Annotated in this window: 15 protein-coding genes and 1 pseudogene; 7 read left to right on the top strand and 9 right to left on the bottom strand. The window is 71.1% G+C overall.

What is annotated here, in order from left to right; genetic code table 11:
* Positions 1-56 precede the first annotated feature (56 nt).
* The 3 genes from ACWDAG_RS10675 to ACWDAG_RS10685 are packed head-to-tail and all read right to left on the bottom strand — an operon-like array spanning position 57 to position 3,648.
* Complete coding sequence (locus tag ACWDAG_RS10675) at positions 57-2,618, bottom strand: ABC transporter permease (RefSeq protein ID WP_450695227.1); 2,562 nt, start codon at positions 2,616-2,618, stop codon at positions 57-59.
* Positions 2,615-3,364 carry an ABC transporter ATP-binding protein gene (locus ACWDAG_RS10680; RefSeq protein WP_450695228.1) on the bottom strand — a complete coding sequence of 250 codons (750 nt, stop codon included), beginning with the start codon at positions 3,362-3,364 and terminating at the stop codon, positions 2,615-2,617. Before ACWDAG_RS10680 ends, ACWDAG_RS10675 begins: the two co-directional genes overlap by 4 nt.
* Positions 3,361-3,648, bottom strand: a complete 288-nt coding sequence (locus ACWDAG_RS10685) for an SHOCT domain-containing protein (RefSeq protein WP_450695229.1) — start codon at positions 3,646-3,648, stop codon at positions 3,361-3,363. The genes ACWDAG_RS10680 and ACWDAG_RS10685 overlap by 4 nt, the downstream gene beginning before the upstream one ends.
* Before the next feature lie 188 nt (positions 3,649-3,836).
* Between ACWDAG_RS10685 and ACWDAG_RS10690 the strand changes: the two genes are divergently transcribed.
* From ACWDAG_RS10690 to ACWDAG_RS10710, 5 genes are read left to right on the top strand one after another with little or no spacing between them, the layout of a single operon-like run.
* Complete coding sequence (locus ACWDAG_RS10690; RefSeq protein ID WP_450695230.1) at positions 3,837-4,406, top strand: TetR/AcrR family transcriptional regulator; 570 nt, start codon at positions 3,837-3,839, stop codon at positions 4,404-4,406.
* 12 nt (positions 4,407-4,418) lie between these two features.
* Positions 4,419-4,823 (top strand): (R)-mandelonitrile lyase, encoded by a 405-nt coding sequence (locus tag ACWDAG_RS10695; protein ID WP_450695231.1) that lies wholly within the window; start codon positions 4,419-4,421, stop codon positions 4,821-4,823.
* A gap of 17 nt (positions 4,824-4,840) precedes the next feature.
* Entirely contained in the window at positions 4,841-5,425 is a 585-nt protein-coding gene (locus ACWDAG_RS10700; RefSeq protein WP_450695232.1) for a DUF4865 family protein, read from the top strand.
* On the top strand, positions 5,422-6,330 hold the full coding sequence (locus ACWDAG_RS10705) for a phosphotriesterase family protein (protein WP_450695233.1): 909 nt from the start codon (positions 5,422-5,424) through the stop codon (positions 6,328-6,330). Before ACWDAG_RS10700 ends, ACWDAG_RS10705 begins: the two co-directional genes overlap by 4 nt.
* A gap of 22 nt (positions 6,331-6,352) precedes the next feature.
* Positions 6,353-6,751 (top strand): tautomerase family protein, encoded by a 399-nt coding sequence (locus tag ACWDAG_RS10710; protein ID WP_450695234.1) that lies wholly within the window; start codon positions 6,353-6,355, stop codon positions 6,749-6,751.
* 9 nt (positions 6,752-6,760) lie between these two features.
* Here the strand turns inward: ACWDAG_RS10710 and ACWDAG_RS10715 are convergent, their stop codons facing one another.
* The 3 genes from ACWDAG_RS10715 to ACWDAG_RS10725 form a co-directional block, all read right to left on the bottom strand.
* Complete coding sequence (locus ACWDAG_RS10715) at positions 6,761-7,288, bottom strand: SMI1/KNR4 family protein (RefSeq protein ID WP_450695235.1); 528 nt, start codon at positions 7,286-7,288, stop codon at positions 6,761-6,763.
* 122 nt (positions 7,289-7,410) lie between these two features.
* Complete coding sequence (locus ACWDAG_RS10720) at positions 7,411-8,073, bottom strand: response regulator transcription factor (RefSeq protein WP_450695236.1); 663 nt, start codon at positions 8,071-8,073, stop codon at positions 7,411-7,413.
* Positions 8,070-9,251 carry a sensor histidine kinase gene (locus tag ACWDAG_RS10725; protein WP_450695237.1) on the bottom strand — a complete coding sequence of 394 codons (1,182 nt, stop codon included), beginning with the start codon at positions 9,249-9,251 and terminating at the stop codon, positions 8,070-8,072. Before ACWDAG_RS10725 ends, ACWDAG_RS10720 begins: the two co-directional genes overlap by 4 nt.
* 212 nt (positions 9,252-9,463) lie before the next feature.
* Here ACWDAG_RS10725 and ACWDAG_RS10730 point away from each other — a divergent pair, with 212 nt between their 5' ends.
* A complete protein-coding gene (locus ACWDAG_RS10730) occupies positions 9,464-10,060 on the top strand; it encodes a DUF308 domain-containing protein (protein ID WP_450695238.1) in 597 nt (198 codons plus the stop codon).
* A gap of 342 nt (positions 10,061-10,402) precedes the next feature.
* A pseudogene (locus tag ACWDAG_RS10735) lies at positions 10,403-10,628 on the top strand (transcriptional regulator); the annotation flags it as partial.
* 15 nt (positions 10,629-10,643) lie between these two features.
* Here the strand turns inward: ACWDAG_RS10735 and ACWDAG_RS10740 are convergent.
* From ACWDAG_RS10740 to ACWDAG_RS10750, 3 genes are all read right to left on the bottom strand, one after another.
* Positions 10,644-11,600 carry a pseudouridine-5'-phosphate glycosidase gene (locus tag ACWDAG_RS10740; RefSeq protein ID WP_450695239.1) on the bottom strand — a complete coding sequence of 319 codons (957 nt, stop codon included), beginning with the start codon at positions 11,598-11,600 and terminating at the stop codon, positions 10,644-10,646.
* Positions 11,597-12,748 carry a PfkB family carbohydrate kinase gene (locus ACWDAG_RS10745; protein WP_450695240.1) on the bottom strand — a complete coding sequence of 384 codons (1,152 nt, stop codon included), beginning with the start codon at positions 12,746-12,748 and terminating at the stop codon, positions 11,597-11,599. Before ACWDAG_RS10745 ends, ACWDAG_RS10740 begins: the two co-directional genes overlap by 4 nt.
* 74 nt (positions 12,749-12,822) lie before the next feature.
* The gene (locus tag ACWDAG_RS10750) at positions 12,823-13,278 is read right to left on the bottom strand and encodes an RpiB/LacA/LacB family sugar-phosphate isomerase (RefSeq protein ID WP_450695241.1); all 456 of its coding nucleotides are present in this window, start codon (positions 13,276-13,278) and stop codon (positions 12,823-12,825) included.
* Positions 13,279-13,552 lie beyond the last annotated feature (274 nt).

Here is a 13,552-nt window from a genome sequence, read left to right on the forward strand (position 1 = left end):
CGCCCCTACGGCTCCCTCCCGGCCGGTGGCCTGACGGCGTTGTTGCTTGGCGTCGGTCACTCGGTGGCGATGGCCCGCAGCACATCCAGGCGCGCTGCCCGCCGGGCCGGGCGCAGGCCCGCGAGGGCTCCTGCCGCGAGGCCCACCAGGGCCACGATCGCGAGCTGCATGGGCGGGATCGCGAAGGCGAAGGTGCTGTCGCCGGCGCCGTCCGAGGCCTTGACGAGGACCCAGCCGAGGAAGGCTCCGAGGCCGAGGCCGCCGACCGTGCCGAAGGCGGCGACCAGGACCGACTCCCAGCGGACCATGGCCCGCAGTTGGGGGCGGGTCTGGCCGACGGCCCTGAGCAGGCCCAGTTCGCGGGTGCGTTCGTGGATCGCCAGGGTCAGGGTGTTGGCGATGCCGAGCAGCGCGATGAGGACCGCGAGGGCGAGCAGGGCGTAGACGAGGGTCAGCATCATGTCGATGCCGCCGGCCGAGGACTGCGCGTACTCGCTGCGGGTCTGGACCTCGGGGTTGCCGTAGCGGTCGGCGACCTTCTGCACGGCGGCCTTGCCCGCATCCGTGCTCACGCCGTCCTTGAAGGAGACGGCGACCAGGGTGTCGGAGTCCTGGGTGCGGTGCGGGGCCCAGGCGGCGCGGGTGATGACGTAGTCACCGGCGAGTTCGGACTGGCCGTAGACCGCTCGGACGGTGAAGGTCTGCTTCTTGCTGTCGGTGAAGGTGAGTTGGGCCCGGCTGCCGGTGGAGAGGTGCTGCTTCTCGGCTTCCGCCCCGGTGATGGCGATGCCGTCGGTGCCGAGGGCGCGGAGTGAACCGTCGACCGTGCCGAGGTCGAAGGTGCGCTCCAGGGTGACGGGGTCTGTGACGGTCAACGCGCGTCCCTTGCCGTCGACCTTCGCCACTCCGCGGCCCAGACCCACGGCCGTGTCGACCTCGGGGAGTTGTTGTATCGCGCCGGCGAGCCGCGGGCTCAGACCGCTGCCGCCCGCGCCGAAGGAGGGTGTGCTGACGGCGACGTCGCCGGCGAAGGACCGGGACACGGTCTGGTCCATGGTGGCCTTCAGCGAGGCCCCGAACACGGTGAAGAGAGAGACGACGGCTACGCCGATCATCAGGGCGCCGGCGGTGGCGGCCGTCCGCTTGGGGCTGCGCAGGGCGTTGCGGCGGGCGAGGCCGCCCGTGACGCCGCGGAATGTGTCGAGCGGGCCGCCGAGGATCCGTACGGCCGTGGTCGAGGCGACCGGGCCGAGGACCACGAACGCCACCAGTGCCAGTACGGCACCAAGTCCCGCCATCCAGAGGGACGGTGAGACCAGCACCCCGCTGAGCGTGGTGGCGACGGCGAGGGCGGCGAGGCCCATGCCGATGACGGCGCGGGTGCGGGAGGCGCCGGAGGTGTCGACGGCCGTCTCACGCAGGGCGGCCAGCGGGGCGGTGCGGCCGGCGCGTGCGGCGGGCAGCAGTGCGGAGCCCAGGCAGACCACGATGCCGACCGCGAGCGGAAGCGTCATGGACAGGGCGCCGATGACCAAGTTGCTGTCGGGGAAGGGGAATCCGATCGCCGGAAACAGGGCCTGCAGTCCGGCGGCGATGCCGATGCCGCCCGCCAGGCCCGCCGCCGAGGCGGTCACGGCGACGGCGGTGGCCTCGATCAGGGTCATGGCGGTGACCTGGCGGCGGGAGGCGCCGAGGGCGCGCAACAGGGCGTTCTCACGGGTGCGTTGGGCGACGACGATCGCGAAGGTGTTGTGGATGGAGAAGGTCGCGACGAGGAGGGCGATGCCGGAGAAGACGAGGAGGAAGGCGGTGAAGAGGGTCAGGAACTGGCTGGAGATCATGTCGGTGTTCTCCTGGGCCGACGCCTGACCGGTGATGGCCTCGACTCCCTTGGGAAGTACGGGGGTCAGGCGGTCGACGAGTTCCTTCTCGCTGACGCCGGGGCCTGCCCGCACCTTGATGCTCGCCGCCTCGCCGGGGCGGGCGGTGAGGTACTTCTCGGCGTCGGCGCGGGTCATGCCGGTGAAGGTCACCTGCGCCATGCCGTCCTCGCCGCCGAAGGTCGCCAGGCCGACGATGGTCACCTTGACCGGGTCGGGGGTTCGGAGAGTGGTGGTGTCGCCGATCTTCAGGTTGCCCTTTTTCGCGGCGCCGCGGTTGACGACGACCTCGCCTGAGTGCTGCGGGACGCGGCCCACGGCGAGCTGGTAGGGGTTCAGCTTGGCGTCGGTGATCCAGTTGCCGGCGAGGGTCGGCGGGCCCTGGCCGCCGATGGGCTTGCCGTTCTTGCCGACGAGTTGGCCGGCGCCCTCGATGTCGGGTGCGGCGGCCGCGACACCGGGCACCCGTTCGAGGGTGTTCACCAGGGCCGTGTCGACTGGTCGGCGCACGCCCTGGCTCTCGCCGGGCGTGGTGATGGTGTCGGCGCTGCGCACCACGGCGTCCGTGCCGCTGGTCGCGTTGCCGAACATCGAGTCGAAGCCGGCGCGCAGCGTGTCGCCCATGACGAGGGTGCCGGCCAGGAAGGCGACGCCGAGGAACACGGCGAGGAAGGTGCCGGCGAAGCGCCGCTTGTGGGCGCGCAGGAAGGACGCGCTCAGGCGTACGGCGGCGTTCATGAGGGCACCTCGAAGGCTTTCATGCGGTCCAGGACCTTGTCGGCGGTCGGGGTTTCCATGCGGTCGACCAGGCGTCCGTCGGCGAGGAAGACGACCTCGTCGGCGTGGGCGGCGGCGACCGGGTCGTGGGTGACCATGACGACGGTGCGTGAGGTCTGGCGCACGGCGCGGCCGAGCAGGCCGAGGACTTCCCCGCCGGAGCGGGAGTCCAGGTTGCCGGTGGGCTCGTCGGCGAAGACGACGTCGGGCTGCCCGGCGAACGCCCGTGCCACGGCGACGCGTTGCTGTTGCCCGCCGGAGAGTTCGGCGGGCCGGTGGTGGAGGCGGTCGCGCAGGCCGACGACGTCGATCAGCGCCTCGATCCACTCCGGGTCGCCCTTGCCGCCGGAGAGGTCCAGCGGCAGCGTGATGTTCTCCGCGACGCTCAGGGTGGGCACCAGATTGAACGCTTGGAAGACGAAGCCGACGCGGTCGCGGCGCAGCAGGGTCAGTCGGCGGTCGTCGAGGCCGCCGAGTTCGGTGTCACCGATGTACGCGGTGCCTGAACTGAGCGTGTCGAGGCCGGCCGCGCAGTGCATGAGGGTGGACTTTCCGGAGCCCGAGGGCCCCATGATCGCGGTGAAGCGGCCGACCGGGAAGTCGACGCTCACCCCGTCCAGGGCCCTCACCTCGGTGTCGCCGCGGCCGTACACCTTCACGGCGTCGACGACCCGGGCGGCCGTCCGGATGGCGGTCGTGGTCGTCACGCCGCACCGCCCTTGGTACGGCCGAACTGCTCGTCCAGCACGGACAGTCGGCGCCAGTACTCGTCCTCGTCGATCTCGCCGGAGGCGAAGCGGCGCCCGAGCACGGCAAGGGGTGAGTCGCCGGAGGGACGGGCGTCCCCCATGGCCCGCCACGGGCCGCCGCGGCCGCGCCACACGGTGCGGCGCAGGACGGTCACGACGCCGATCACGACGGCCGCCCAGATCAGTGGGAAGAAGAGGATCCACGGGCCGGGGCCGCCGTTCCAGTCTGCGAGGGTCTGCATCTCGGGTCATCTCCTGGGTGGGTCTGCGGTGCGTCTGGTGGTGATGGTTCGAGACTCCCGCCGTGGAGGGGTCCCGGTCGTCGTACGGCCAGCGGCAGTGCATGTACCTCCCGGGGAGTACGCGGGGTCGTGTTCGCTGCTCCCAAAAGGGCTCGACTTCTGTAACTACTAGTATGTACAGTCAGCGCATGAGCACCTCGGAGAGCACCCCGGACCGCCTCATCGAGTCCACCCGTGAGCTGCTGTGGGAGCGCGGTTACGTGGGCACCAGCCCCAAGGCGATCCTGGAGCGCTCGGGTGCCGGACAGGGCAGCATGTACCACCACTTCAAGGGCAAGCCGGATCTCGCACTGGCGGCGATCCGGCGGACGGCCGAGGAGTTGCGGGCTACCGCCGAGGGAGTACTCGGCGGACCGGGAACGCCGTACGAGCGCATCGAGGCGTATCTGCTGCGCGAGCGTGACGTGCTGCGCGGCTGCCCCGTCGGGCGGCTGACGATGGATCCGGACGTCGTCGCCAGCGACGAGCTGCGCGCACCGGTCGACGACACGCTCGACGCCATCCGTGAGCTGATCGCCGGGATCGTCGAAGAGGGCAAGGAGCAGGGCCAGTTCGCGCCCTCGCTGGACGGCGAGGAGATCGCCGCGACCGTCCTCGCGACCGTCCAGGGCGGCTATGTCCTCGCCCGCGCCTCCGGCTCCCCCGCCGCCTTCGACGCCGGCGTCCGAGGGCTGCTCTCCCTTCTCGCCCCGCGTTAGGAGTTCAGGTCTGTGCACATCACCAGGAAGCGCCCCGAGACCCGGCAGGGCCCGGCGGAGAACTTCACCGGCTCGGTATGGCTCGACGAGATAGCCGCGCCCGCGGCCCCGTCCCGGCTGCGCATGTTCAACGTCCACTTCGCGCCCGGCGCCCACACCGCCTGGCACCGCCACCCGCACGGTCAGGTGCTGCACGTCCTGGACGGCGAGGGCCTCGTGCAACGCAAGGGCACCGCACCGGAGTTGATCCGCGCGGGCGACACGGTGTGGATCGAACCGGACGAATGGCACTGGCACGGCGCCGGGCCGCGCACCTTCATGACGCATCTCGCGGTCGTCGAGGCCGCCGAGGACGGCACCACCACGGAGTGGGATGCGCACGTCGGCCCCGAGGACTACCCCGCGAACGGCTCTTAGGCCTGAGGAGGCATCCGATGCACGCCATGCAGTACGAGTTGACACTGCCCGCCGACTACGACACGGGCATCATCCGGAGCCGTGTCGCCCGCATCGGGCATCTGCTGGACGACTGGGAGGGCCTCGGCTTCAAGACGTATCTCCTGCGGGAGCGCGGGGTGAACGGCTCGCCGGTCAACCAGTACGCGCCGTTCTACCTGTGGAACACCGTCGAGGGCATGAACACCTTCCTGTGGGGCGGCGCCTTCCAGGGGCTCAGCAACGACTTCGGGCGACCGTCGGTGCGGCAGTGGACCGGCCTGGCGTACGAGGAGGGCGGCGCCCCCGGCTCACCGGCGCGGTTCGCGGTACGGCGGCGTCAACCGGTGCCCGAGGGCGTGGTGTTGGCCGACCTCATGGCGGACGCGGCGCAGGAGACCGTGCGGCTGGCCGGTGCGGACGGCGCGGTGCTCGCTGCGGCGGCCGTGGACTCCAGCCGCTGGGAGCTCGTCCACTTCTCGCTGTGGGAACACGACACGCCGAAGGCCGAAGGCGATGTGTTCGAGGTGCTGCACATGTCGGCGCCGGGACGTGAGAAGTCGCCGCGCGGGCGGCAGTGGTGAGCAGTGTCCGTACGGTGCTGGGGGACGTGCGGCCCGAGGACCTGGGCGTGTGCGACGCGCACGACCATCTCTTCCTCCGCAGCGCGCAATTGCCCGGCCAGGAACTGAACGACGCCACTGCCGCGCGGGCCGAGTTGGAGGCGTTCCGGGCGGCGGGCGGGGCGAGCGTCGTCCAGTGGACGCCTTGGGGGATGGGGCGCCGGGCCGCCGATCTGCCCTTGCTGTCCCGAGCGGCCGGTGTGCACGTGGTCTGCGCGACCGGACTGCACCAGGCCGCCCACTACACGCCTGAGTTGCTCGACGAGCTGCGCGGAAAGCTCGCCGACGTGTTCGTCTCCGAACTCACCGAAGGCATCGGCACATCGGGTGTCCGCGCCGGCCTCGTCAAGGTGGCCGGCGGCTTCCACACCCTCGACGCGCACGCCCGCTGGACCATGACCGCGGCGGCCCAGGCCCACCACGCCACGGGGGCGCCGATCACCGTCCACCTGGAGCTGGGCACGGGCGCACTCGACGTACTGGACCTGCTGTGCGGCGAGTTGGGCGTGCCGCCGGAGCGTGTGATACTCGGCCACCTCAACCGCTCCCCCGACCTCGTGGTCCAGCGGCAGGCCGCGGAGGCGGGCTGCTGGCTGGCGTTCGACGGCCCCTCCCGTGCCCACCACGCCACCGACTGGCGCATGCCGGACGCGGTGCGGGCCCTCGCCGAGGCGGGTTTCGGGCACCGGCTGCTGCTCGGCGGGGACACCGTGGTCGCCGGGGCGCGGTCGGTCGACGGCGGTCCGGGGATGCCGTATCTGCTGCGCAGGATCCGGCCACGTCTCGCGCGCGAGCTGGGCGAGGAACTGATCAACCGCGTCCTCACGGAGAACCCCGCCCGGGCGTTCGCCGTCGAGTGGCGCTGAGCGGAACGGAGGACCGCCGCCCATGCCCTTGGTCCGTATCGACGCACTGGGAACCGATCCGGCACGCCTGGACGCGCTGGGCAGAGCCGTGCACGAGGCGTTGGTGGAGACGCTCGGCATCCCCGCCGACGACCACTTCCAGATCCTGACCGGGCACGACGGCGCCAACAGCGCACTGCGGCGGTACGGCAGTTACCTCGGCGTGCAGCGCGACGACGGCATCGTCTATGTCGCGATCACGATGCGCTCCGGCCGCACCGCTGCTCAGAAACAGGCGTTGTACCGGCGGATCGCCGAACTCGCGCAGGTCCACGCGGGCACCGAGCCGCGGAATGTCTTCGTCACCGTGACCGAGAACGGGCCGGCCGACTGGTCGCTCGGTCACGGGGTGGCGCAGTACCTGGACGCGGCCTGTTCCTGACCGGCCGCATCAACGGCAGAGCTCGTCCAGGTCCTCACAGAAGGCCGGGAACTCGGCCTGCGCCTCGGCGACGATCTCCCGGGCGGTCCGGCGCGGGGTGGTGGCATGCCGCTCGGCGAGTTCGGCCAGCGTCGGGTTCGGGCGGGCCTCGCGCTGCTCGTACTCGATGACCTCCATCGGGCCCAGTCCGTCGGCCAGCACCCACAGGAAGTCGGAGAGGTTGCCGGCGATGACGCCCCGCTCCCCCTCCGACCCCAGGAACACCACGGGCTGTTCGGCGAGGGGCCGCCCGGGCCGCGCGCACCAGAGGGCGGCGAGGCCTCCGGTGCCGTCCTGTCCGAAGACCCGGTAGGCGTCGCCGTCCAGTTCGTGGTTGCCGGTCCAGTGGCGGATCCAGTCGGTGGTCTCCTCCGCGGAGTCGAATGCGTCATAGGGCTCGAAGTCGATGCCCTCGCCGTCGTCGTAGTCGAACTCCACCCCGGCCACGGCGGCCAGGGCGGGCGGAAGTCGGCGGTCGTCGCCGGTCGTCTCGATCATGGGTGCAGGCTAATCGGCACCACTGACAACGTCCCTGGGGCGCTGTCGCCCTCAGGAAGAGCTCGTCCGCCCTGCCATGGCGCAGGCCCTGCTCGGCAGGCGCGGCGTTCAGCCCGGCAGGCTCAGGGGTAGAGGCCGGCGCGAAAGGTGAACGAGACGAGTTGGGCTCGATCACGTGCGCCGACCTTCGTCATGGCCCGCACCGCATGGGTCTTCACGGTGAACGGCGACACGGACATCTGGGCCGCGATCTCGTCGTTGCCGAGACCGCTCGCGACGAGGACGACCACGTCCCGCTCCCTGGGCGTCAGAGCGGCGAAGCGGCGCAGCAGTTCCTGGTCGATCACCGGGGGCGGACTGTGGGTCATGTGACCGATGAGCGCGGCCGTCGCGGCGGCCGACAGCGCACCGCCACCGCCGACGACCTCGGTGATTCCGGCGACGAGTTCAGCAGGGCTCACGGTCTTGCTGAGGAAACCGTTGGCCCCCGCGCGAAGGGCGGCGAGAACGATGTCGTCCTGGTCAAAAGTGGTCAGCACGATCACCCGCATCTCTTCGGGTGGGTGCTCTTTGCGGATCCGGCGGGTGGCTTCGACACCGTCGATGCCTGGCATACGGATGTCCATCAGGACGAGGTCGACGTGGTGGTCCCGCAGGTAGGGGACGACCTGGAGTCCATCGGAGAGATCAGCCACGACCACGAGACTCGGGTCGAGCCGAAGCATCGCCCGGATCCCGGCCCTGATCTCGGCCTGGTCGTCGACGATCAGAATCCGCGTGGTCATACGGCGGCTCCCAGAGGGCTGAATTCCGCATGGACCCGGAATCGCCCATCGTCACTGTCGATCGTCAGTCGCCCGCTGGAGGACTCGACACGTTCACGCATCCCCACGAGTCCGAGTCCGCTGCCCGCGCCGGATCCGCGCAGTGAGTGACCGACGCGGTTCTCGACGGTGACGCAGATCCTGCCGTCGCGCTCGCGCACGTCCACCGTCGCCGCCCCCTCTCCATGCCGGTAGGCATTCGTGAGTGCTTCCTGAACGACCCGGTAGACCGTCACGCCGACGCTGGGTTCCACAAAGCCGGCGGGGAGGTCGATGGAGGGCCGGACGTCGAGGCCGATGCTCTCGAAGGAGGCGACAAGAGTTTCCAGGCCACTGAGCGCCGGGGTCGGCCGGAGCGCCTCGTCGTCGGAGACCACGTCTTGGAGGCGCAGGAGCGTGAGGATCCGTTGCGTCTCGACGACGACGGTGCGGGCGCTGGACCTGGCTGACACGAGAGCCTGCCGGGCGGACTCCGCGTCTTCGGGCAGCCCGATCTCCGCGGCACCGAGGTGCATGCTCAGCATCGCGACCTGGTGGCCGAGGACGTCGTGGAGGTCCCGGGCGATGCGGAGTCGTTCCTCGGTCACCCGTCGGGTGGCTTCGATCTCGCGGGTGGCGATGGCGCTCTCCGCCCGTTCCTCCAGAGTGCGCCAGTGCTCTCGATGGATGCGCAGCGCGGCCCCTGTCGCACCTCCCGCCACGGCTGAGAAGAGTGCGGCGGCTCCCACGATCGCGCCGCCGCGGAATCCTCCCAGCGTCATGAACGCCCCGAGGAAGAACGCCGCCACGATGCCGGTTCCGACCAGCGGCTGTTTTCCCCTGAGGGTGACCGAGAACAGCACGAGCACCGCGATCATCCACACCGACAGGGGGTCCTGGCCCACCGCTGTGACGGCGAAGGACGCCGCGCTCGCCACGACCAGTCCTGCCCACGGCCGCCACCATGAGAGGGCGACCCCGCCACCGGCCAGGAGCACGGAGAGGGCCGTCGGCCAGTCCGACCCTCGCAGGATCACTGCCACGATCTGGCCGGTGAACACCAGCGCGGCCACCGAATAGGCGACGAGGTGCAGCACCTCGGGGCGGCGGACCCACAGGGGTGCCAGGGGACCGTCGTGATTGTTCTGCGCCTTGCCCATGGCCCGATTCTCGTGCACAGGTGCTGCGGCCGTGTACTTCGAATGATGTAGAGGGCGAGCCCGGTCCGGCCGACGGAGTCGGCAGAACTCGTTCGATTCGAGGTGGATGGCAGAACTACTTCGTTCGAAGTACGCGGTCTTTCCCGAGGCCGCTGAGACTCCTCATCGAGGCGACCGTCTCACACCATCACCATCACCGAACGGGACACCCGATGACTCAGACCACCGTGACGTCGAGTACGACCACGACCCCGACGACGCCCTCCGGGCTCCGATCGCTCTACCTGATCCGAGTCGCCTTCTCCCTGATCTGGGTGGCACTCGTCGTCACGACCTCCACCTCGCTCGTGTCGACGGACAGGCCCACGGCGATCGCGGCCGTACTGCTGGTCGTCTACCCCCTGTGGGACGTCGTCGCCACGCTCCTGGAGCGTCGCACGGCCCGCAGCGGCTCCACGGACCGCGTCAGTACCGCCAACATGGCTGTCGGCGTCGCCACCGCCGCCGCGATGATCGTCGCCGTCTTCTCCACCGTCGGGACGGCCCTGCTCGTGTTCGGCATCTGGGCCCTCGTTTCCGGAGCGATCCAGCTCGTCGTGGCGATCCGGCGCCGACGCACCGTCGGTGCCCAGTGGCCCATGGCCATCAGCGGCGGGCTGTCCGTCCTCGCCGGTGCCTCCTTCGCTGCCATGTCCGCCTCGGCGACGAGCAGCCTGTCCTCCGTCGCCGGCTACTCAGCCTTCGGTGCCTTCTGGTTCCTCGTCTCCGTCATCGCGCTGAGCATCCGCAGCCGACGCGAAAAGCATTGACCATCGACCGCCGGAGCCACCGCACCGGCCCGCGCCGGATCAGCGGTCGTACGCGTTCAGGGATCGGGTGACCGGGCCGCTGGTCCTGCAGCGGCCCGGCGGCGGATGACAACGCCCTCGACGGTCCGGCAGTCGTGTCGTGCCAGGTCGAGCCGGCCTTGAGGGAGTCGCCCAGACATCGGGCTCATTCGGCCAGGACACGGAGATGTCCACGGACGACCGTAGTTTCGCCGCCGCGGCCAGGGTCTCGTGCACCGGATGGGTGTCAAAGGCCGCCAACAGGGCTTTGTCCGCCGGGCGTTCGGTGCCGGGTGGGCGATCTGCTCGTAGGCCGACTCGCGACCGGAGGTGGCCTGCGAACCGGACGGTCACGAAGGGCTGTTGACGCTGGTCGTCGCCCTGGGCTGCGGCACCGGCGCGTCCCCCGGCTCGTACTGGAGCACAGTGCCGTGCACGACCGGCTGGCGGTGGTTCCCGCGGATCCGCCGCCGGAGCCGCTCCCGCTCGGGCGTGCGTACGGCAGACGGATCTGCGGCGGACGTTGGTGGCTGCGCTGTGGAGGCTGTGAGCCGCCGCGGGGGTCTCAGCCGAGCTTGGCGTACTCGACGGCGATGCGCGCGCCGAGCCGGGCGTTGTTCTTGACCAGGGCGATGTTGGTGCGCAGGCTCTCGCCGCCGGTGAGCTCGACGATCCGGCCGAGGAGGTAAGGGGTGGTGTCCTTGCCGGTGATGCCGGCCTTGTCCATCTCGGCCAGGGCCTGGGCGATGACGCCGTCCATGCGCTCGGCCGGGACCTCCTCGTCCTCGGGTACGGGGTTGGCGATGCTGAGGCCGCCGGGGATGCCGAGGTCCCAGCGGGCGTGCATGACGGCGGCGATCTCGGCGGGCGAGTCCACGCGCATGGGCGAGGTGAAGCCGCTGCGGCGCGAGTAGAACGCCGGGAACTCGTCCGTGCCGTAGGTCAGGACGGGCACGCCCAGGGTCTCCAGGGTCTCCAGGGTCAGGCCGATGTCGAGGATGCTCTTGACGCCCGCGCTGATCACCGCGACGGCGGTCGCGGCCAGTTCGGTCAGGTCCGCGCTGATGTCGAACGTCGTCGGTGCACCGCGGTGCACCCCGCCGATGCCTCCGGTGACGAACGTACGGATACCGGCGAGCGCGGCCAGCCGCATGGTCGCGGCGACCGTCGTCGCGCCATGTGCGCCGCGCGCGATGACGTACGCGAGGTCGCGGACGCTGGCCTTGGTGACGTCCGGCGCGGTCGCGAGGAGCTCCAGGTCCGCCTGGGTCAGCCCGATGTGGGGCCGCCCGTGCAGAACGGCGATCGTCGCGGGGACGGCGCCGCCGTCGCGGATGATCTGCTCGACCTCCACGGCCATCTGCACGTTCTGCGGGTACGGCATGCCGTGGCTGATGATCGTCGACTCCAGCGCCACGACGGGACGCCCGTCGCGCAGCGCCTCGCGGACCTCGTCGGTCAGCACCAGACGCGGGTGCGGGACGGGGGTCGCCGGAGTCGGGGCGGGGGTGGGCGTGGTCATCTCTGGCTCCGCATCGGGTCGTTCAGCTCGTTCGGTTCGGTCGGGTCGGTCAGCGCGTCCTCGATCAGACGCGGGGTCAGGTCGGGGCGTACCGTCGCCGGGCTCTGCACCGTCAGGGCCGCGGCCGCGTGTCCGTAGCGGGCGGCGTCCACGGGGTCGCCGCCGGCCAGCAGGGCGTGGACGAACGCGGCGAGCATCGCGTCCCCGGCGCCGGTGACGTCGGCGACCTCGGCGGGCGGCGCGGGCAGGAAGGCCGCCCCAACGCCCATGGTGCTCAGCACGCTGCCGCGCGCGCCCAGCCGTACCCACACATGGCGCACCCCGCGCGCGTGCAGCGTGTCGGCGGCGGCCGTCACCTCGGCCTCGCTGTCGCCGACGGGCCGGCCGAGCAGAGCCCGCAGTTCGTCGAGGTTCGGAGTGAGGGCGAAGACGGGACGCCGGGCGGTGAGCAGTGGCCCGAGCAGGGCGGCCTTGGGGGCGCTGACCGGGTCGATCACCACCGGTACGGCCGCGGGCTGCGCGACGTCCATCGCGTGGGCCAGCACCTCGGCGGGCAGATTGCCGTCCAGGACCAGCATGTCGGCGTGGGCGATCAGCTCGCGGGCCGGGTGCAGGTCCTCGGGAGCAAGAGCTTCCGTGGCCGCCATGTCGGCGACCGCCACGACCAGGTCCCCGTCGGCGTCGAGGACCGCCGTGTATGTCCCCGTCGGGTGGGCGCTGCGGTGCACGTGGTCGAGGCGCACCCCCGCCGCCGCGGTGTCGGCGAGGAGGCGCTCGCCCGCCGCGTCCCGGCCGACGGCGGCGATGAGATGGGTCGGGGTGCCCAGCCGCGCCAGGTTCTCCGCGATGTTGCGGCCCACGCCGCCCGCGGTGGTGCCGGCGCGCCCCGGGTTGCTCGTCCGCTGCCGTACAGGCGCAAGGCTGCGTACCTTCACGTCGACGTTGGCCCCGCCGACGACCACGACGGCGTTCTCCTCGCGGAGGATGTAGCCGCGGCCGAGGATGGCGCCCTTCTTGCCCAGGTTGGACAGGTGCACGTTCACCGCTGCCCGGGTGCTGCCGAGGGCGTCGGCGATCGCCTGCGGCCCGGCCAGGGGGTCGCGGCGCAGCAGCGCGATGATCTCGCGCTCCCGCTGGGTCAACATCATGCTGACTAAACTAAAGCGCCTTTATTGAAGTAAGCAAGAGGTGATCGTCGGGGTCCTGAGCCGGGTGCGCGTCCTCACTCCGCGGTCCTGCCACTGTCGAGCCGTCCCACGCGCTCCACGTTCTCCCGGTCCTCGGCATCCCGGCTGGGCTGCGCCGCGAACCAGGCGTCGAGGATCTCCTTGAGCAGCGGCTCGGACGTCAGGCGCAGGCTGAGCGCCAGCACGTTGGCGTCGTTCCAGCGGCGGGCGCCGTCCGCCGTGTACGCGTCGGTGCACAGGGCCGCCCGTACGCCGGGCACCTTGTTCGCGGCGATGGACGCGCCCGTGCCAGTCCAGCAGCACACGACCGCCTGGTCGGCGCTCCCCGCGGCGACCTCGCGGGCCGCGGCCTCCGAGCACGCGGCCCACTGGGGGTCGTCCCCCGGGCTCAGCGCCCCATGGGGCACGACCTCGTGGCCGCGCCTGCCCAGTTCCGCGACGAGCGAGCGCGCCACGGGTTCGTCCATGTCCGAGGAAACGGAGATCCGCATGTTCCGGAGCCTAACGCCGCCCGACAGGTCGTGGGGTAACACGACTTCGACCTTGCCAGTGCTGCGCAATCTTGCGGGAAGCCGACCGCCGCTGGACGCACTCTGCAGGGTTCCCAAGCTGAGGTCCCACCGGGCACCGAACTCTTACGGTCTCTCACGGTGAGGCCGGCCTCAGCTGTTCGGGGTACGGGCCGTACTCGCCGGATCGGAAAAAGCGGCTCGATGAACTCCCGCTCCTTGTCCGCAAGTTGCACGCGCGTCGTGGAAGGAGCTG

This window comes from Streptomyces sp. NPDC001157, from assembly GCF_053598255.1.